Below are 20471 nucleotides of genomic sequence, written 5' to 3'. Positions count from 1 at the left end.
ATTAATCATCACTCTTATTTGGTTCACTAGCTTTAAGCACCTTTGACTCTTGGTGGTCAGTTAAAGCTTCTTGACTCTTATTCGCTCTATGCGTTAACTGAGCAAAAGTTTCGGGTAAACTTACAACCATACCCCCTTCCGTCATTTCATGGCTTTGACCGATAAACTTGCCACCCGTTTCAACCGTTAATTCGCCACTTATGAGTTCACCAATCAATTTGCCACTTTGCAAAATATCAATTTTTTCACAGGCCACCTTGCCATCTAAGACGCCACTTAGCACAATACTTCTAGCTTTAAGCAAGCCTGAAACATGCCCTGTAACGCCAATAGAAACATCAAAATCACTATCAATGATGCCTTCAACTCGACCATCGATATGTAACGAACCCTTAAGCTCGCTTATTTCACCGCTAATGAAGCAACCGTCGGCGATAATTGTTTTTCCACCTTCTTGACGATTTGGTCGACGCTTAGACTTAAAGATGCCCATGGTACCCCTTTAACTTTTGTAAAAATGTCATCATATTTATCAATTTTCCACTGGTCAAACGGCTGTGGATTCAGTCTATGATGCAAAAACCAGACTTCATAATGTAAATGCGGCCCAGAAGAGCGACCTGTAGAACCAATTTCACCAATTTTTTGCCCTTGATGAACCACATCACCCACTTTTACTGAACGCTGACTCAAATGCCCATATCGGGTTTTAAAGCCATTAGCATGGAGAATCGTTACAAGGTTACCAAAACCACTGTCTGAGTTATAAGATGAAAATTGAACCACCCCGTCGGCCGTAGCAACCACATCATCACCCGTTTTACCTCGGTAATCTATACCGCCATGCAAGTGGCGTTTTCCAGTTAATGGATGATTTCGATAGCCGTATTTACTCGTTAAACCTCTATAGTCAAGTACTGCATGTCCGCTCGGAGTCATGCTTAACATCAGACTTTTTCCAAGCGTATTAAGCTGTACCTGTTTCACTCGCTCTTCATAAGGCAGTTTCTCAGGCTCTTCAGCATCAATTCCAACCAGACTTTCCAAGCCTTGTAGAGACTGATCTAAAAACTCAACTTGAGCACTTTTTTGCTCTAAATCAATCTCAAGATTATCTTTCTCTTCAAGTAAACGCTCATAATCAGTTTTGGTTTTTAATAAAACCTCATTATAAGCTGCAACCATTTGCTCATTATGCTCTTCTAGCTCCTGAGCTTGATAAGCTAGCCACCAAAGTGAGACAGCACCAACACTCCAAATAAGCATAAATACCGCTATCATCACCCAAGCAAATTTACGAAAAAAATGCTTAAACGAATAATGGCGTGAGCCATGTACGTCGCTGATTGTGACGGTAAAATAATTTCTCATTTAAAGGTAACTACACATTAATCTTTAATATAAGATTAAAGCGCTGCAACAACAGCGTCACCCATTTCACTACAAGAAACGCGAGTCATGCCATCAGAGTAAATATCACCCGTACGTAAACCTTGGTCTAATACTTTACCTACTGCATTTTCAATTTTTACCGCCAAATCTTCACGCCCTAAAGAGTAACGTAACATCATGGCGGCAGACAAGATAGTTGCCAACGGATTTGCTAAATTTTGCCCTGCAATATCAGGTGCGGAACCATGACTCGGCTCATACATACCTTTATTATTTGCATCTAAAGAAGCTGAGGCCAACATACCAATAGAGCCTGTCAACATTGAGGCTTCATCAGACAAAATATCGCCAAACATATTGCCAGTTACCATAACGTCAAACTGCTTTGGATTTAACACCAACTGCATAGCTGCGTTATCCACATACATGTGTTTTACTTCAACTTCTGGGTACTCTTTAGAAACATCGTCAACAATTTCACGCCATAGTTCAGTCACTTCCAACACATTCGCTTTATCAACCGAAGTCAGCTTTTTATTACGTTTCATAGCCGCTTGAAAAGCCACATGGGCAATACGTTTAATTTCAGATTCTGAATACACATAAGTATTAAAACCTTGGCGCTCACCGTTTTCTAAAGTACGAATACCACGAGGCTGACCAAAATAGATGCCACCTGTTAGTTCACGCACGATTAATATATCTAAACCTGCAACGATTTCAGGCTTTAATGTTGAGGCGTCCGCCAACTGAGGATACAAAAATGCTGGACGTAGATTTGCAAACAACTGCATCTCAGAGCGTAAACGTAACAGTCCTTTTTCTGGACGAACTGAGATATCCAGAGACTCCCACTTATATCCACCCACAGCACCAAGAAGCACCGCATCGGCCGCATGTGCTTTTGCCATTGTTTCATCTGCTAAAGGTACACCATGAACATCATAAGCCGCACCACCAACAAGATCTTCTGTCATAGAAATATCTAAACCATCAGATACTTTTAATGCTTCTAATACTTTTACGGCTTCCGCTGTAATTTCAGGACCAATACCATCACCAGGTAAAATCAATACTTCTTGTGTCATTTTCTAATACTCTTAACTTTTAAATTTAAATTCTGTGCAAATCACCAGGCCTGGTAGATTACCCCATAAACAACCATGGTGCAGTTTGCTTACGTTTTTCTTCATAAGCTTTAATATCTGCTTCGTGCTGCAAGGTTAGGCCAATATCATCCAAACCATTAATTAAACAATGGCGACGGAAACTATCCACTTCAAAAGCAATCGTTTCACCATTTGGTTTAATAATCTGTTGATTTTCTAAGTCAATCGTTAGCTGATAACCTTCTTCTGCATGAACTTCTTTGAAAAGTTTATCAACAACCGCTTCATCTAAAACAATCGGCAAAATACCATTTTTAAAACTGTTATTAAAGAAGATGTCGGCAAAACTTGGTGCAATAATGGCATCAAATCCATAATCTTTTAACGCCCAAGGCGCATGTTCACGACTTGAACCACAACCAAAGTTTTCACGTGCCAATAAAATTTTTGCACCTTGATAACGCGCTTGGTTTAAAACAAATTCTTTACGCAATGGACGGCCCGAATTATCTGAATCTGGCTGCCCCACATCCTCATAACGCCACTCATCAAACAAGTTTGGACCAAAACCACTACGTTTGATGGATTTTAAAAACTGCTTAGGAATAATCGCATCGGTATCCACATTCGCGCGATCCATCGGCGCCACAATGGCGGTCATTTTTACAAACTTTTCCATAATTTTTCTCCGCTATTGTGTTTTAAAGGTAATCACGAACATCAACAAAGTGACCAGCCACCGCAGCAGCAGCTGCCATCTCTGGACTCACTAAGTGAGTACGACCGCCCGCTCCCTGACGACCTTCAAAGTTACGGTTTGAGGTTGATGCACAATGTTTACCTGTTGGTAACTTGTCCGCATTCATTGCCAAACACATTGAACAACCTGGATTACGCCATTCAAAACCAGCTTCAATAAAGATTTTATCCAACCCTTCTTGCTCAGCTTGCTGCTTAACCAAACCAGATCCAGGAACCGCTAAGGCCTGTTCAACCTTATCAGAAATTTTACGACCCTTTAATACCTGAGCCGCCGCTCTAAAGTCTTCAATACGAGAGTTGGTACATGAACCAATAAACACATAATCCACTGGAATGTCTTTGATTGGCATATCGGCTTTTAGCCCCATATAGTGTAAAGCGCGTTCAATACCACCCGCTTTGACTGCATCCGCTTCATTAGCTGGATTAGGTACTTTACCATTTACATCTAACACCATCTCAGGAGAGGTTCCCCACGAGACTTGAGGTTCAATGGTCGAACCATCCAACTCGACAACCGTATCAAAAACAGCATCGTCATCTGACTTTAAATCTTGCCAAGAAGCAACCGCCGCTTCCCAATCTTTCTCTTTTGGCGCATAAGGACGACCTTTGACATAAGCAATGGTTTTTTCATCCACACCAACAAGACCAACACGTGCACCCGCTTCAATCGCCATATTACAAACGGTCATACGTCCTTCCACAGACATATCACGGAAAACTTGTCCACCAAATTCAATAGCGTGCCCATTACCACCAGCGGTACCAATCTTACCAATAATCGCCATCACAACATCTTTAGGCGTTACACCAGGCTGTAATATTCCATCAACCTTAATCAGCATGTTTTTCATTTTTTTCTGAATCAAACACTGAGTCGCTAAAACGTGCTCCACTTCAGAAGTACCAATACCGTGTGCCAAAGCGCCTAAAGCACCATGCGTTGCGGTATGAGAATCACCACACACTACCGTCATACCAGGTAAAGTCGCACCCTCTTCAGGCCCAACCACATGCACAATACCTTGACGAATATCGCCCATACCAAATTCAGTAATGCCAAATTCGCGGGCATTCATCCCTAATGTTACAACTTGAATACGAGAAACAGGATCTGCAATAGACTCCGCGCCCCCCGTTAATTCAGTGGTTGGTACGTTATGGTCACAAGTTGCCAAGTTGGTATCAATACGCCAAGGTTTACGATTTGCCAAACGCAGCCCTTCAAACGCTTGCGGTGAAGTTACTTCATGCAGTAACTGGCGATCTATATAAATTAACGCCGTTCCATCATCTTCTTGACGCACAACATGTGCATCCCACAATTTATCGTATAAAGTCTTTGCTGACATTGCTCTAAAACCCAACTGTTATAAAATTCAAAAAATAGTCCGAAATTATATCACTTCATCTTTTATCCGACATAGTAAAATAGCCACAGAATTCGTCAATTTAAGGTAAAAGGAAACAAAAATGAGCTATTCGGTCAAAGAAGTATTCTACTCACTGCAAGGTGAAGGGTTTCACAGTGGACGACCAGCTATTTTTTGTAGAATGAGTAAATGCAACCTTTGGACTGGCCGTGAAGTTGATAGAGCCGAAGCCGTTTGCCAATTTTGCGATACCGATTTTATCGGCACAGATGGACAAAATGGCGGAAAGTTTGCTGATGCCGAAGCGCTGTGCCAACACCTTTTACAGTTTTGGCCTGTTGATAGCAAGCAACACCCTTTTGTGGTGTTAACGGGTGGCGAACCTTTATTGCAGGTTGATGAAGCACTGATTAACGCCTTACATAACCATCACTTTGAAATTGCGGTAGAAACCAATGGCACTAAAACCGCTCCAGCAGGCATTGACTGGATCTGCATGAGCCCAAAAGCCAATGCACCCATTATTTTAGATTCGGGTCACGAACTCAAGCTGGTTTTCCCCCAACCTGAACTCATGCCAGAAAAAGTGGCCGACCTTAATTTTGATTTCTTCTATCTACAGCCCATGGATGACAGCAATTCAGAGGTGACTCAGGAGAATATTAAACAAGCTGTTGCCTACTGCTTAGCACATCCGCAGTGGAAATTAAGTTTACAAACACACAAACTCTTGGGCATTGATTAACCCAACAGCCTTAAGTTACCAGGCCTGGTAACTTAAAAAGCCAGAGTAATAAATAAAGATTAATAACCACTTGTTTAGCGCATAAAACAACCAAATTAAAGGCATACAATGCAAAACCAAATACTCACTCAAATTCAGATTGAAAGCCTGACCCATGACGGCAGAGGCGTAGCTCGCATAGACGGTAAAACCACCTTTATTGCTCACGCTGTACCTGGAGACATTGTAAGCATTCGTATCATTAAACAACAAGACAAGTTTGATGTAGCTGATTTATTGGAAATTGAGACACCATCCAAAGATAGAGTCACCCCTTTTTGCAAGGTCTACCATGAATGTGGAGGTTGCCAGTTACAACATATATCAATCGATGCACAACGCCACTGGAAATCCACCAACTTTATTACACGACTTACTCAAGCGGTAAGTGCCAAAAAATGCAAAGTTGCTGAGCCACTGGTTGGCAATGACACAGGCTATCGCCGCCGTGCTCGCTTTGGTCTTTCTATTAGCAAACAAGATAAAATAGCGCGTTTAGGCTTTAGAATTGAAGCCACCAATGAGTTAGTTGATATTGAACAGTGTCCAATCCTTACCCAAAACCTAAATAAAACGCTGCAAGAAAAACGCCCTGAACTCCTTGAGCAAGCGAGTCGAGCTTATAAAGAAATTAGCTTTGTAGAAGCCGATAATGGGGTTTTTATGACCAACAGTGCTTCAGATGAACCGAGCAATCTTGAACCTAAATACACATTAAACGGGTTAGAGATGCACTTCCCCGCAGGTGGATTTGTGCAAGTTAATGCTGAGCAAAACCAACAAATGGTCAACCAGGCATTAGAATGGCTAGAGTTAGACAGCACTCACAAAGTACTTGATCTATTTTGTGGTGTTGGCAATTTTACCTTGCCCATAGCTAAACAGGTTAAAAGTGTTGTAGGCATTGAAGGGCTGATTGAACTTACCCAAACCGCACAAAAAAACGCCAAAATCAATCAAATAAATAATACTGAATTTTACAAAGCGGATCTATTTGATGAGTGCGTAAAATCCCCTTGGTTTAGAGAGCAAAAGTATCAACGTGTTTTATTAGACCCAGGCAGACAAGGCGCTTTTGAAATCAGTAAAGTGCTTTATAAACTACAACCTGAAATCATCGTTTATGTCTCTTGTAATGCCGCTACTTTAATTAGAGACATTAAAGAGCTTGAAAAACAAGGTTACCAACTACACAAAGCAGGTCTTATTGACATGTTCCCCCATACCGTACATACGGAAGTGATGGTGCAACTTAAACTAGCCAAAAAACTTAAGAAAAAACCTCGTGGAATTTTTAAGATGTAACCACCAAACAGAACTCAACACTTTTTATAAAATACCTTATAAACAAACAAGCTTATTCCCAAACTTTACATAGCAATTCATTTCAAACATTAACTTACCAGGCCTGGTAAGTTAATAATGCCCGCTCAAAATTCACCATTAATTCTATTGTTTATCAATTATCTAGAAGATTTCAGTATTTAATGATATCATCTGCCTAATAAATAAATTAGTCATGGCTAATTTTTAGTTTAGCCAACAGTAATTATTTTAGCCAAACAACCAAATATAAACATCACCGAATCGAGTAGAAAAAAGATGAAACGCAAAACGTTTATGGCCACACTTAAAAGCATGGTAATTCACACTCTAGTTGCTTTTGGGCTATCCACACTGAGCTTAAATGCACAAGCCCAACTTAATGTTGTTACCACAACAGGAATGATTGCCGATTTAGTCAAAAACATAGGTGGTCAACATGTTGAAGTTACGGCTTTAATGGGTACAGGGGTTGATCCTCACCTTTACAAAGCAACGCAAGGTGACCTACGAAGACTCACTAAAGCCGATATCATTTTTTACAACGGCCTTCACCTTGAAGGAAAAATGCAAGATATTTTCGGCAAACTGGCCCGTAAAAAAGCCGTTTATGCGGTGAGCGAGAAAATTGACCACAAATCATTCATTCAGCATGGACAACACCCTGACCCTCATATTTGGTTTGACCTTTCTTTATGGCAATTAGCTGGGCAACGCGTTTTAGAGGTTTTGCAACAACAAGATCCAGCACATAAAAATGATTATCAAAAACAAGCCGACAGCTATCTTTCTGAAATGCAGGAACTAAACCAATGGATCTCTCAGCAAATTCAGACCGTTCCTGAAAAACAACGCATATTAATTACCGCACATGATGCTTTTGGCTATTTTGGTAAAGCTTATGGCGTTAAAGTAATGGGCTTACAAGGCATTAGTACCGCCGCTGAATTTGGTTTACAAGACATTAAAAAACTGAAAGATATTATTGTACAAAACCATGTCAAAGCGGTTTTTGTTGAATCGAGTGTTTCACCACGCTTCATTGAATCGTTAGTTGCTGGGGTTAAAGCAGAAGGTCACGCACTCGCTATTGGCGGTGAACTTTACTCTGATGCAATGGGCGTTACTGGCACTCCAACTGACCATTACTTTGGTATGGTTAAACACAATGTTGAAACCATAGTAAATGCCTTAAAACATTAAGACTCATCACAACCATTATTATAAAAAAGTATTCACATGGAAAATTCTAAGCCACATATTTCACCGCTGTCTGTCGAACATTTAAGCATGCGTTATCACCACAAACCCGTGTTAACCGATGTCAGTTTCAGCATCCCTGAAGGTAAAACCATTGCCATCGTTGGGCCTAATGGCGCGGGGAAATCCACACTGCTTAAAGGCATAATGGGGTTGGAGCCCACCATTGAAGGCAGTGTCAATTTCTTTGGCCAACCATTAGAAAAGAAACGTCTATCAACCGCTTATGTACCCCAGCGTGAAGAGATAGATTGGGATTTTCCAATCAACGTGATGGACGTTGTCTTAATGGGGCGTCATGGCCATTTAAAATTATGGCAACGCCCAGGAAAAATCGATAAGGAAATTGCAGAGCAAGCCCTTAAAGACCTGCAAATGTGGGATTTTAGAGACCGCCAAATCAGTCAATTATCTGGTGGACAACAACAGCGCGTGTTTTTAGCTCGTGCGCTTGCTCAACAAGCTACTTTGTACTTAATGGACGAACCGTTTGCAGGCGTGGATGTTTCTACCGAAAAAGCCATTATTGAACTGTTTAAAAACCTTAAGGCACAGGGTAAAACGATTATTTGTGTGCACCATGATTTAAATACGGTTGGCGAATACTTTGATTGGATTATCTTTATCAACGCACGTTTAGTTGCAGTAGGCCCCGTTGAAGAGGTTTTGACTAAGGAGAATTTAAATAAAACCTACGGAGGTCGCCTTTCACTTCTTAATGACTTAACAGAAGAGATGTACCGTACCAAACTTAATCAAGCACACGATACGGAATAAAGCAGATGGAAGCTTTTACTTTACTTCAACCTGTCTCCGTTTGGGATAATTTACTGGCCTTTTGGCGCTTTGAAGACATCAATGCCTTATGGGTGTTAACAGGCAGTGTCTTGTTAGGAATGAGTGCATCCGTTATAGGCGGCTTTGCCTTTCTACGTAAACGCTCTTTAATTGGTGACGCCCTTGCACACGCAGCGTTACCTGGCGTTATGATGGCCTTTCTGCTTTTTCAAACCAGAGATCCGTTAGTGATGTTTTTAGGAGCTGTCACCAGTAGTTTTATTGGTTTCTTTCTGATTGATTGGTTACCTAAAAACACCAAAATCAAACCCGATGCCGCCTTGGCGATTACACTCTCTTTTTTCTTTGCTTTAGGGTTAATGCTACTCTCTTACATCCAAGGTATGAATGTTGAGAATAAAAGCGGTTTAGATAAGATTCTATTTGGTCAAGCTGCTGCAATGACTCAAGACGACATTCGATTATTGGGTTATGTTGCGATTATCATTCTCATTACAGTCTCCCTCTTTTTTCAAAAGCTGCGTTTAATCGCATTCAATCGAAATTACGCTAGAACACTGGGTATAAAAGTAAATAGCTATGAACTGTTATTAGCATTACTCATCGTTATGTCAGTGGTTGTAGGCCTGCAATTGGTTGGCGTCGTCTTAATGGCTGCGGTGCTACTCACGCCAATTGCCGCCGCTCGATTTTGGAGTACCGAGTTAAGTAATATGCTCATTCTTTCTGCCATTATTGGTGCCATTAGTGCCATTATCAGCACACAAATATCTTACTTAGCGCCTGCGATGCCTACTGGCCCCTGGATGGTCGTTAGCCTTTCTGCTCTATTTATCATCTCCTTACTTTTTGCACCCAAAAAAGGCTTAATTAAAAATCATCTTGAGCATAAACAATTACGCCAAAAAGTGGCTGAAGAGAATATTCTTAGAACCCTCTATAAACTGGTTGAAAGAAATACCTTAGACCAACAAGATTTTAACCAAGCGGACATTCAGGCCTTACGAAGTGTACCAAGCTCAGACTTACAAAAAACCCTTAAAGCACTTTGTAAGAAGAGCTTTATTGAATCCTCTGCACGTGGTTTTAGATTGACTGAAACAGGGTTGAATATAGCCACACAACTGACCCGTCGCCATCGTTTATGGGAAAACTATCTTAACGAGCAAGCTGAGCTAACGCCTGAGCAAGTTCATAAACAAGCTGAACGCATTGAACACATTTTGACCGACATTCAAGAACAGCAACTCCAAGAAGAGCTAGCCAATGCCATCTCCGACCCTCATGGAAACCCCATCCCCTTGCAAAACAAAAGCACACCTTCGAGCAGTGGAGGGAATTCTTAATGTTAGACCTATTATTTCAACGCATTAGTGAACTGGGCATCAATGACATTTGGATTCTTGCTACAGCCAGCCTGGTTGCCGCCTCCTCAGCATTAGTTGGCGTGTTTTTAATTCTTCGTCGTCAAGCCTTAATTGGAGATGCCATTAGCCACTCCGTTTTATTAGGCATTGTGCTGGCCTTTTTATTAACCGAGAGCCGCTCACTTTTGGTGATGTTAAGTGGTGCCGTTGTAATTGGCCTTTTAACGGCATGGCTAAGTGATACCTTACACAGAGTCAGTAAATTGCAAAGTGATGCCAGTATTGGAATTATTTTTACCCTATTTTTTGCCACAGGCGTCATTTTAGTTTCCCTCTATGCTGGCCAAATTGATTTAGACCAAGAGTGCGTTCTCTACGGTGAAATAGCTTTTGTGCCGTTTGATACCATTATTATTGGCAGTATGGAACACGGCTGGGAACTCGGCCCACGTGCCTTCTGGGGAATTGGTATTGTCTTTTTAATTGTTTTAGCGAGTGTGGTCATCGGCTTTAAACGTCTAGAAACGATTGCCTTTCATCCAAACTTGGCGGTTTCATTAGGTATTAATGTTGTATTCTGGCACTATTTTTTAATGACACTGGTTTCTATGACAACCGTGGCCTCATTTGATGCTGTGGGTGCTATTTTAGTGGTGGCTTTATTAGTCATTCCTGCGAGTAGTGCTTATTTATTAGCCAATTCACTTAAATCTATGCTTTGGATAGCACTAGCCTACTCTCAATTGGCCGTAGTGATTGGTTACACTCTGGCCTTTTTACTCGATAGTTCAATCTCTGCTTCCATTGCTGTTAGCGCAGGTTTATTGCTTCTTATGACCGTTTTCATTCAGCAGATAAAAAAGAAATTACTGCGTCGCCAAGCCGTTGCACCAACACCTCAAAACACAATATAAACGCTTTTGCTCTTTAGGATATAAAAGGTCTGTATCGGCTAAATTCAAGCAAAAACAACTAAGTTACCAGGCCTGGTAACTTGGTTTACTTGTTGAAAATCATGCAAACATGCAAAGTTAAAAACTTATCATGTTCAGAAATCCAATGGCTAAACCAAGCTCTAAGGCGTTAATAAATGCGTGAGTAAATACTCTGCAACACCGTCTTGTGCATTCGACTTTGCCGTTGGTAGCTCTGGAAACAGAGATTTAACGGTCTCGCTGGCATTGTCCATCACAACCCCATGCCCAACCAAAGCCAACATCTCTTTATCGTTCATACCATCGCCCAAAGCCATAACCTGATCTGAGCTTAAACCTCTCTCCTGTAATATCATTTGTAACGCTTGCCCTTTTGAAACCCCTAAATTCATGACTTCAAGATATTCAGGTGAAGTAAAGGTAATATACAGTTGTTCACTTAATTCGGTTTTTAAAGTCTGCTCTAGATCCACAAGTACATCATGCTGGGCGGTAAAATAAATCTTATCAATATGATTTAAGTCAATTTGAGAGAAATCCCTCAACTTGTACTCAAACCCTGATTCCTCATGAATAGATAGCAAACTTTCATGCGGTTCTTCAACTAGCCATAAATCTTGTTGATAAAGATTACGATGAATATCAAAACCTTGAGAAAGCTCTAAAACCCGTTCAACAAGGTGTGCTGGCATATGGTTTTCATAAAGCAAGTCTCCATGATGATTGTGAACCCTTGCGCCGTTCGAAGTAATCAAACACATATCCACCCCAATCTGTTCAGCAATCAGATAGACATCCTGATAATGCCGACCCGTTGCCAACATAAATTGAACGCCACCCTTCACCAGCTCTTTAATCATATATTTGGTGTAAGCGGTTAATTTGTGTTGGGGGTTAAGTAAAGTACCATCCAAGTCAGAAACCACCAATCGAATGCCTTCAACTGCTGGGGACTCAGATTCTAAAAAAGGGAGATATGGCGGTGGAGATATTGGATTATTTGGTTTCATAAAACAGGTCTATACATAATTAATTACCAGGCCTGGTGAGTTCTAATGGTTATATTATTCAATATTATTTGTAATAACTGGATTTTCTACCAAACCCTCTTGAACCGCAAGCTTTGCTTCCTCACGACTCAATAACTCAATCAACCGCTCAACCTGGCGAATACAGCAGCCACTGCCTTGGCAAGCATAGGTTTTACTGCTCACCTCTTCAAGGGTTTTAGCACCTTGTTGAATCGTCTCTATAATCTCTTTTTTACTCACGTCGTAACAGACACAAACATTTCTAGACAAATTATGTGTCAGTTCACGAGGTAAAGCATTATCTTGTGTATTTAATTCAGTTGAACTTTGATTTGTCATAATAGTATTTAACAGTTAGTTTAGGCAGTTTGACCTTGAGACTTTTACACGAGTAAGGTTCGAGAAAAAATGAACGCCCAATCAAGATAGCGAAACTCGCTACCCTAAAAGTCTTTGGATGTAGGTGGCTCGTTTTATTCAGATTATCTGAATTTAGTAAATGAATCGCGCTATTCTACAGCACAACTCATTTTGGTTGCATTTGATGAAATTCAAGCTCTTTTGTCATAAGGTAGCGAACAATATGCGCACTGTCTTCTGCCGTAATGTCTTCAAACTTAAACGCCACTCGGTGTTTACCATTAAAACAGGCCTCTTGACTTACATTTACACAACTTGCCTGACCAAAAACAAACTCGTTATCCACTTTAAACAACGCACAGAATTTTTGGTTGATTGCAAATGGCTCTGCACTATAAATTGCAAACCCTCCTGCACCTAAATTAACACTTTCTTCATCCCAGTTTTCTGTATCAGAAATCGACTGATAAGCCGTTTTGACTCTAACAAGACGCGCTTCATAAACATTCAATAGTGAGACCAATGAGGTTATCACCATAGCCAACCAATTCCGTTTCTTTGCCAGGTCCTCTAGCCCTTTTAAGTAACTCAGAATATTAAATAGTTCTAATGGTTTTTTGTGATAAAAAAAGACCTTATTTCGCAAACTATTCTGCATAACACTCACAAGCTCATCGATATAGTGATCGAGCCGTTTTGAAAGGGCTTGCAGTAAAGGTAAAACTTTTGATGAACCTTTAGATTCGGGGAGAGTAAAACGTTTATTTACATTTAAACGTTCATGAAACTCATCCGTAGATAAAACATTGCGTCCTAATAAAATAGCGTCTAACAACCAAGCCATAAACTCAATTTTATCGTTCAGTCCTCTAAATATTTGCACACCACCATTTTGAATATGCTGCTTATCTTGAAAGAGAAAATCTATAGAGGTCTTAATGGATTGAATTTGCTTCTCATCGCCTTGCTGTATGAATGTAGCTCGGTTAATATGAAAACAAATCCCGTCTTCATTCATAGCTTCAAGATAATATGGCAAGGTAACATCAAATCGAAAAAATGATCGTTTATCACTACTCACTGTTTTGTCCTAACGAAAATGAAAAGCCACAAAATAAAAAGTCGCCACTACTAATTTAAGACTTTGCACGTTTGATTCCTACCTAAATTCTTAGCTTGATACAAAGCAACATCCACATTTTTAATTAAATCATGCACTTTTTGGTTAGTACTATATTGAGCAACCCCTAGGCTAATGGTGATTTTTCCCTTATGTTTGAAATCATATTTCTCTATTTTTTTTCTAATTCTTTCCGCACTATTAAAGGCTTCATCTAGTAACGTGCTCGGCATAATAACCAAAAACTCTTCTCCCCCAAAACGACCAAATAAATCGACCACCCTAAGTTCTTCACTGATGAGTAATGATAGCTCTTGTAGCACATAATCCCCTACATCATGCCCATACTGATCATTCACTTTTTTAAAGAAATCAACATCCAGCATAACGACAGAAAATGTCTCATTAAAACGCTGTGATCGATTAATCTCACCATCAAGTCGTTTCATTAACCCATAACGATTCGCAATCTGTGTCAAGCTATCGGTCGTCGCTAAATTTTCTAACTCATGATTGGCTTTGCCTAACTCTTTCGTTCTAGCCAAAACCTTATTTTCCAGTTCAATATTTAAATCTTTTAATTCATTATTTGCTTCAACTAAATCTTGCTGGTATTGAGAGAGAACTCGATAGAAAAGTAACGATATAAAACCTGAAATCAGTAGAGCCACTAAAACCGTTAAACCCGTTAATTTATTTAAATGACGTATTTTTTGTTCATACTGGTTTGTTAATCGTTGCTCTTGAACCGTGTAATTATTTTCTAAAGACTTAGGGTAAAAACCGCTCCCAATTACCCAACCACTTTGGGGCACCATTTTCACAAAAGTAAGCTTATTATCACGCAGCCCAGTTCTGGGGTTAAGCCACTCATAAGAGAGAAAACCACCCTCTTCATTTTGAGTAGTTTTAAGTATTTTTTTGTACAGCTCTTTTAACTCCAAATTATCCGCTTTCGTGACATTTTTTCCAACAATGTCTGGCCTTGCATAATTTAAGAGCAACCTGCCTTCAGCGTCCACTACAAAAAAGTAATCCGTTTCTCCTTTTCCTACTTGATTAATTGCCTCAAGCAAATAGGTATTGGTGTTTTTGGTTGCCGTATCCAGATATTCAGCAGAGCCTAAATACCAATCATAAATACCAAATTTTTTCACATAGGCTAGCTGCTTGAACTGTTGATCAATCGACTCACCTGGTTTAGTAAAAGTATCCCAAAGAAAACCGTGACCTTGAGTTTTGGTAATTGCAATCTCTTCACGAATTACCTTACGGCCAGTTGCATCCTCAAAATCAATAATTGAGCTACCTTCTAGGTGTTTAAGGTAACTTGGAGCGAGTTGAAAATTTCCATTAAAATCCAAAATCCAAATAAAACTTTCCCCCCCATTCCATACTAAAGGTCGTAAAGCCTCAGTAATGAGTTCTTTTAGTTCAGCTTCTGGCAACTTATCCACATAGTGATCGTATAAGGTAATGCCAATACGATAGGCATCATCAACCCTACGTTGGATTCTATTATGCAGTTTTTGATTAATAATAGATTGTTGATAACTGACTAAATCAACCATATTTTTGACTTTAGATTGGATACGAGACTTTTCTGTTTCTAAAAAATCTTGTTCAATTTGTGAGTATGAACGTTCATAGAGATCTTTTTCTACACTCACAATTAAAGTACCAACAAAGAAAACGATAGCTGGAATAACAAGAACAGGAACAAAAGCGATTAACTGGATAAGTTTTTTTCTATTTCGCACGAACTAAACACCTAAATGATTTTTTTACACCCAAAACTAATTCAGTTAATTGGCTACAAAGCTTAAAAACAGCCTTTTAATCTTCTCATTAAACCCTAATAAATACCAATAAGTTTTTTTTAAAAGCCCAAATCCCAATATAAAACCAACCTTCAAGAACCAAAAAAAAGCACCCTTAGGTGCTTTAAATTATATATTAAGAATACAAAGATTAACTCTGTGGCTTACCACTTGTTGATACATGGTAATGAGGATCTTCAGACACATTCACCTCAATCAACTCTTTGGCATCATCTAATAAAACCTGACATTCAGGACTTAGATGCTGAAGTGTTAACGTCTTACCTGCTGCTAAATACTTTTTAGTTAATCCATTAATCGCTTCAATCCCTGTATGGTCATACACTCTTGAGTGCATAAAATCGATTCTTACACAATCAGGGTCATTTTTAGGGTCAAACATATCGGTAAAATTTTGTGCCGATGCAAAGAACAATGGCCCTTGAACTTTATAAGTTTTAACCAACTTACCATTAATCTCTTCAGTCGTTTCTTGCAACATAATACGCTGAGCATGCTCCCAAGCAAACACTAAAGCCGCCACAATGATACCTGCAATAACGGCTACGGCTAAATCAAACATCACGGTTAATACCGTTACCATCACCATCACAAACGCATCCGCCTTAGTCATGCCACGCATAATATTCCAGCTCGCCCAGTTAAAGGTAGCAATCACCACAAAGAACATCAAACCAACAAGCGCGCCAATTGGCACCATCTCAATCCAAGACGATGCGACTAACACAATCACTAATAAACCCAATGCGGCAGAAATACCAGACCAACGTCCTGTTCCACCAGAATTCACGTTAATCATGGATTGACCAATCAAAGCACACCCGCCCATCGTACCAAACGAACCTGCTGTACAGTTTGCCGCACCTAAAGCGATACACTCTTTATTGGCTTTACCGCGAGTTTCAGTAATGTCATCAATCAATGTCATTGTTAATAAAGATTCAACCGAACCGATAATCGTTAAAATCACCGCATAGGGTAAAACAATCCATAGCGTTTCTAAAGACCAAAAGCCTTCAGGTAACGTGGTAAACCAGCTTAAACCTTGAAAACCACCCTCAACGCCATCGCCATAAATCAATGATTCTAATGTCCCTGAAACCGATGCTTTATCGCCAACCGTAATCGCATTAATATCAAAGAAAATCACCGCTAATGAGACTAATACTATGGCTGCTAAAGCCGATGGCACCGCTTTAGTAATCTTAGGAAGTAGATAGATAATCGCTAAAGTCGCCGCAATAATCATCAACATGATATTTAGACTATCACCCGTTAGCCAAGCGCCAGAGGAGTCTTTAAACTGTGTAAACTGGGCGATTAAAATAATTAAGGCTAGGCCATTTACAAACCCGAGCATAACCGAGCTGGGCACCATTCGAATAAACCGCCCCCATTTCATAAGCCCTATGAATATTTGAAAGAGACCCATCATAATCACCGCTAAGAACAAAAAGGACGCACCATGTTCCATTACCAGGTGCATCATTACCACGGCAAGAGAACCCGCTGCTGCCGTAATCATCCCAGGACGACCACCAAATACAGCCGTAATCATGCCCACAATAATAGCGGCATAAAGACCAACTAGCGGGTGAACGCCCGCTACAAAAGCAAAAGCCACCGCTTCAGGTACTAATGCAAGCGCTACAGTAATGCCTGATAGGGTGTCATTTTTATAGGTTTGCCAATGAAATGGCTGGCTTGGATGACTCATAAAAACTCCTAAAATTTAATGTGTGCAAATTCTAACAAAAACACAGTACAATTGTCGGATATTCAAAGCCTTAGTTGGCGAACTTAATCGTTAAAACAGATATGGGAAACATTATGTGGATTCACTACATTGGCGAAATTGCGATAGGATTTTTTGTATTCTTAATTTTGATACATTTTGGTTTGCATTTTCTTTTTAAATATCAAAAAAATAAAAAAAATCAACAACAGAAACAAAATTAAAATAATTTAACCCCTCTCAAAGCATGACTACTATTGTAAAAACTTATAGAATAAGGATTTTTACATAAAACAAAGGTGTGCAATGACTACCGTGGCCTATCTTTCTACTTCTGCATTAAGTAAAAAAGAAAATATAAGCAGTAAAGAGCTTTTTAACCTGCTTGAAAAAGCTCAATGGATACAGAAGTCTAATGACTCCTGGGAATTGACTGATTTAGGTATTTCTCAAGGAGGCCGTTACCAAGAAAGCAAACGATTTGGTCAATACATTGTTTGGCCTGAAAATCTTTCAAGCTTAACAGCACAGGCACAAGAAACAACATCCCCGCAAGATTCACAATTAACATCTAAAACAATTGGTCAACACTTTCAAATTTCGGCTAATAAAACCAATCAAATTCTCTCTGAGCTTGGCTGGATTAAAAAAGCCCTAAAAGGATGGCAAGCAACGGCTCAAGGTCTTAAATTGAAAGCGATACAATCGGAGGACTATCGTTCAGGTATTCCCTATGTGCGTTGGCCGCAAAGCATTCTTGATAATAAATCACTAAAAGAAACTATTGAGCAACTAAAGGGTAATAACAAAGAACCTAGTTCACTAGAAGAAACCAAAAAAGAATTCAGAGATAAATTTAAAGCGACTCACAGAACAACTGATGGCCACATGGTGCGTTCAAAAGCCGAAATGCTTATAGATAATTGGCTCTATATGGCTGAAATAGTTCATGCCTATGAACGCAAGCTCCCCATAGAAGAAGATGTCTATTCTGATTTTTACATCCCCGCTGGAAAGGTCTACATTGAATATTGGGGGCTTGAAGAGCAACCAAAATATTTAGAAAGAAAACAGAAAAAAATAGAAATCTATAAAAAGTACGGTTTTAATTTAATTGAACTGAAAGACCATGAAGTTCAAAACTTGGATGACCATCTTCCAAAATTACTTTTAAAATTTGGTGTTCAAGCTTATTAATCTAGCAAAAAGCCCATTTTACCAGGCCTGGTAAAATGGGCTTTTCATTACAAAATTCTAAAATAATTTAGAATTTATTCTGCAATATAAGTACAGCAATAATCAGCAATATGATTTACTTTAATACCAAACTTAGAGTTGGCTGGCACTTCAAAGCTTGAACCATTTGGAATCGCTTTCCACTCAGTTTCACCTGGTAATAATACCTCTACATCACCTGATTGCATTTCCATTACTTCTGCTAATTCAGTACCAAATTCGTATTCACCAGGCATCATAATACCCAATGTTTTTTTAGAACCATCGGCAAAAATCACAGTACGGCTCGTTACTTTACCGTCAAAATACACTGACGCTTCTTTTAATACCGTTACATTTTCAAATTTAGACATTCTTTTTCCTTTAAAAAATCATTTTATAAATTTTGGCTAATTATAGCCATTTATTAAAAATCACCAAGCTTTGTTAACATGATTTACTTCCTAACATGATTTTCACCAATAAACTCAATTTGGTAACCGTCTGGATCTTCGGCAAAAGCGATAATCGTTTCACCACCATTCATAGGCCCTGCTTCACGAATAATTTTACCGCCACCCGCTTTTACGGCTTCTGCCGCTTTATAAACATCAGGCACTTCAATAGCGATATGTCCATAGGCATTACCCAAATCATAACTGTCAACACCCCAGTTATAGGTTAGCTCTAAAACGGTATTTTCTTCTTCATTGCCGTAACCTAAAAACGCCAAGGTAAATTCGCCTTTTGGATACTCTTTTTGGCGAAGTAACTGCATCCCCATCACCTCTGTATAAAAGGCGATGGATTTTTCTAAATTTCCAACTCGTAACATCGTATGTAATAAACGCATATCTACTCCTTTCTAGTTTTCTTTAGTTGAATAATACCAATTTAAACGGGTTCTTTTGTCCATTTTAAAGCGATTAATAAAGCCATTGTTGCCATAATCACACTTAAACCATAAGCCAATGAGGCTCCACCAGCAGACCAACTATATCCAGCCAATAGCATTCCTAAAGCACCACCTAAACCATGACTCGATGCCGCGAATATCGCCTGGCCTTTACCATGATTTTTTCCTTTAAAAAAACTATCTATCAAATAGATTGCAGCGGCATGAAACAGACCAAAACTGGCGGCATGCAACAACTGGGCAAATAACATCCAAAAAACGGAATCGGCCAATGAACCAATCATTGCCCAGCGAATCACTGTTAATACAATACTGAGTAATATTAAGGTGCGTACAGCATAACGCCTAAAAAGCTGACTCATCCAAAAAAACACCGCAATTTCCGATAAAACCCCTAATGCCCAAAGTAAGGAAATTGTGGTTTTTTCATAACCTAAGTCAGCAAGTTGAATAGTATAGAAGCCATAATAAGCACCGTGAGAGAGCTGCACTAAAAAACTCACTATCAATAAACTCAAAACTTCAGGACGTTTAACGATTTGCATAAAGCCGTGTACTTCGCCTTCGTGTGGCAGACGTTTACCGTCTTTTACCAAATAACTGCTGCCCCAAACAATCAATAAAATCAGCAATAAATCCAATGGTAGCCAAGCCACTGAGAAGTGCTCTATCTGCCAACCAATCGACACAACCGCCGCAATAAAGCCGATTGAACCCCATAGTCGAATTTGACCGTAACGATGTTTATCTTCAAGGCCTAAACAGTTGAATGTATAAGATTCAAATTGAGGTAACGAGGAGTGCCAAAAAAAACTGAACACCATCAAGGTAAAAAAGACAGGCCAATAGGTTTCAAAAAAGAGTAAACCAATGGATGACATTGCGGCCAAAACAGTGGCTAATCGTACCCAATAGATTGATTTACCGCTTCGGTCTGCCAACCACCCCCAAATATTGGGTGCAATCACTTTGGTGAACATCATAATACCCAGAAGCTGACCAATTTCTATGGCTGAAAAGCTTAACGATTGCAGGTAATAGCCCATATAAGGAACGGTTGTTCCTAATACCGCAAAGTATAAAAAATAGTGAAATGAGAGCTTTTTATAAGCGTTTTGATAAGAACAGTTTTTCATTTAGCTTGAAT

At 39.5% G+C, this 20471-nt stretch carries 20 protein-coding genes; 7 read left to right on the top strand and 13 right to left on the bottom strand.

What is annotated here, in order from left to right; genetic code table 11:
• Position 1: 1 nt before the first annotated feature.
• Genes A379_RS11260 through leuC form a run of 5 tightly spaced genes read right to left on the bottom strand, consistent with a single transcriptional unit; the run spans position 2 to position 4618 of the window.
• Positions 2-493, bottom strand: coding sequence for a polymer-forming cytoskeletal protein (locus tag A379_RS11260; protein ID WP_051145184.1), 492 nt, complete (start codon positions 491-493; stop codon positions 2-4).
• Positions 403-1371 carry a peptidoglycan DD-metalloendopeptidase family protein gene (locus A379_RS11255; RefSeq protein ID WP_040728157.1) on the bottom strand — a complete coding sequence of 323 codons (969 nt, stop codon included), beginning with the start codon at positions 1369-1371 and terminating at the stop codon, positions 403-405. The genes A379_RS11260 and A379_RS11255 overlap by 91 nt, the downstream gene beginning before the upstream one ends.
• 35 nt (positions 1372-1406) lie before the next feature.
• Positions 1407-2480, bottom strand: coding sequence for a 3-isopropylmalate dehydrogenase (leuB, locus tag A379_RS11250; protein WP_040728156.1), 1074 nt, complete (start codon positions 2478-2480; stop codon positions 1407-1409).
• A 58-nt stretch (positions 2481-2538) separates the two neighbouring features.
• Positions 2539-3180 (bottom strand): 3-isopropylmalate dehydratase small subunit, encoded by a 642-nt coding sequence (gene leuD / locus A379_RS11245; protein WP_040728154.1) that lies wholly within the window; start codon positions 3178-3180, stop codon positions 2539-2541.
• Positions 3181-3202: 22 nt separating this feature from the next.
• Positions 3203-4618: a 3-isopropylmalate dehydratase large subunit gene (gene leuC / locus A379_RS11240; RefSeq protein WP_040728153.1), complete on the bottom strand. Its 1416-nt coding sequence runs from the start codon at positions 4616-4618 to the stop codon at positions 3203-3205.
• Between the two features lie 121 nt (positions 4619-4739).
• Here leuC and queE point away from each other — a divergent pair, with 121 nt between their 5' ends.
• The 6 genes from queE to A379_RS11210 all read left to right on the top strand — a co-directional run bounded on the left by queE (position 4740) and on the right by A379_RS11210 (position 11085).
• Positions 4740-5384 (top strand): 7-carboxy-7-deazaguanine synthase, encoded by a 645-nt coding sequence (gene queE, locus A379_RS11235; protein ID WP_040728152.1) that lies wholly within the window; start codon positions 4740-4742, stop codon positions 5382-5384.
• Between the two features lie 108 nt (positions 5385-5492).
• Positions 5493-6728: a 23S rRNA (uracil(1939)-C(5))-methyltransferase RlmD gene (gene rlmD, locus A379_RS11230; protein ID WP_040728151.1), complete on the top strand. Its 1236-nt coding sequence runs from the start codon at positions 5493-5495 to the stop codon at positions 6726-6728.
• A 297-nt stretch (positions 6729-7025) separates the two neighbouring features.
• Positions 7026-7949 (top strand): metal ABC transporter solute-binding protein, Zn/Mn family, encoded by a 924-nt coding sequence (locus A379_RS11225; RefSeq protein ID WP_040728149.1) that lies wholly within the window; start codon positions 7026-7028, stop codon positions 7947-7949.
• A 36-nt stretch (positions 7950-7985) separates the two neighbouring features.
• Positions 7986-8783 carry a metal ABC transporter ATP-binding protein gene (locus A379_RS11220; RefSeq protein ID WP_040728148.1) on the top strand — a complete coding sequence of 266 codons (798 nt, stop codon included), beginning with the start codon at positions 7986-7988 and terminating at the stop codon, positions 8781-8783.
• 5 nt (positions 8784-8788) lie between these two features.
• The gene (locus A379_RS11215; protein WP_051145183.1) at positions 8789-10150 is read left to right on the top strand and encodes an iron chelate uptake ABC transporter family permease subunit; all 1362 of its coding nucleotides are present in this window, start codon (positions 8789-8791) and stop codon (positions 10148-10150) included.
• Positions 10150-11085 carry a metal ABC transporter permease gene (locus tag A379_RS11210; protein ID WP_198525678.1) on the top strand — a complete coding sequence of 312 codons (936 nt, stop codon included), beginning with the start codon at positions 10150-10152 and terminating at the stop codon, positions 11083-11085. Before A379_RS11215 ends, A379_RS11210 begins: the two co-directional genes overlap by 1 nt.
• Positions 11086-11246: 161 nt before the next feature.
• Here A379_RS11210 and A379_RS11205 read toward each other — a convergent pair whose 3' ends face one another.
• The 5 genes from A379_RS11205 to A379_RS11185 all read right to left on the bottom strand — a co-directional run bounded on the left by A379_RS11205 (position 11247) and on the right by A379_RS11185 (position 17175).
• A complete protein-coding gene (locus tag A379_RS11205; protein WP_081696409.1) occupies positions 11247-12116 on the bottom strand; it encodes an HAD family hydrolase in 870 nt (289 codons plus the stop codon).
• A gap of 54 nt (positions 12117-12170) precedes the next feature.
• Positions 12171-12476 (bottom strand): (2Fe-2S)-binding protein, encoded by a 306-nt coding sequence (locus A379_RS11200; RefSeq protein ID WP_051145182.1) that lies wholly within the window; start codon positions 12474-12476, stop codon positions 12171-12173.
• A 187-nt stretch (positions 12477-12663) separates the two neighbouring features.
• Complete coding sequence (locus tag A379_RS11195; protein WP_040728147.1) at positions 12664-13578, bottom strand: PilZ domain-containing protein; 915 nt, start codon at positions 13576-13578, stop codon at positions 12664-12666.
• A gap of 50 nt (positions 13579-13628) precedes the next feature.
• Positions 13629-15377 carry a cache domain-containing protein gene (locus A379_RS11190; RefSeq protein ID WP_040728146.1) on the bottom strand — a complete coding sequence of 583 codons (1749 nt, stop codon included), beginning with the start codon at positions 15375-15377 and terminating at the stop codon, positions 13629-13631.
• Positions 15378-15588: 211 nt separating this feature from the next.
• Complete coding sequence (locus A379_RS11185; RefSeq protein ID WP_040728145.1) at positions 15589-17175, bottom strand: SulP family inorganic anion transporter; 1587 nt, start codon at positions 17173-17175, stop codon at positions 15589-15591.
• Positions 17176-17499: 324 nt separating this feature from the next.
• On the opposite strand from A379_RS11185, the gene A379_RS11180 reads away from it, so the two are divergent.
• A complete protein-coding gene (locus A379_RS11180) occupies positions 17500-18390 on the top strand; it encodes a hypothetical protein (protein WP_040728143.1) in 891 nt (296 codons plus the stop codon).
• 74 nt (positions 18391-18464) lie between these two features.
• On the opposite strand, the gene A379_RS11175 is transcribed toward A379_RS11180, so the two are convergent.
• The 3 genes from A379_RS11175 to A379_RS11165 all read right to left on the bottom strand — a co-directional run bounded on the left by A379_RS11175 (position 18465) and on the right by A379_RS11165 (position 20460).
• A complete protein-coding gene (locus A379_RS11175; protein ID WP_040728142.1) occupies positions 18465-18782 on the bottom strand; it encodes a pyrimidine/purine nucleoside phosphorylase in 318 nt (105 codons plus the stop codon).
• An 83-nt stretch (positions 18783-18865) separates the two neighbouring features.
• Positions 18866-19261 (bottom strand): lactoylglutathione lyase, encoded by a 396-nt coding sequence (gene gloA / locus A379_RS11170; RefSeq protein ID WP_040728141.1) that lies wholly within the window; start codon positions 19259-19261, stop codon positions 18866-18868.
• Positions 19262-19302: 41 nt separating this feature from the next.
• Positions 19303-20460, bottom strand: a complete 1158-nt coding sequence (locus A379_RS11165; protein WP_040728139.1) for an MFS transporter — start codon at positions 20458-20460, stop codon at positions 19303-19305.
• Positions 20461-20471: the final 11 nt, after the last annotated feature.

Origin of the sequence: Thiomicrorhabdus sp. Kp2 (assembly GCF_000478585.1) — a bacterium.
Lineage (GTDB): Bacteria > Pseudomonadota > Gammaproteobacteria > Thiomicrospirales > Thiomicrospiraceae > Thiomicrorhabdus.
Note: the sequence above shows the minus strand (reverse complement) of the source record. Positions and strands in the feature narration are given on the sequence as shown.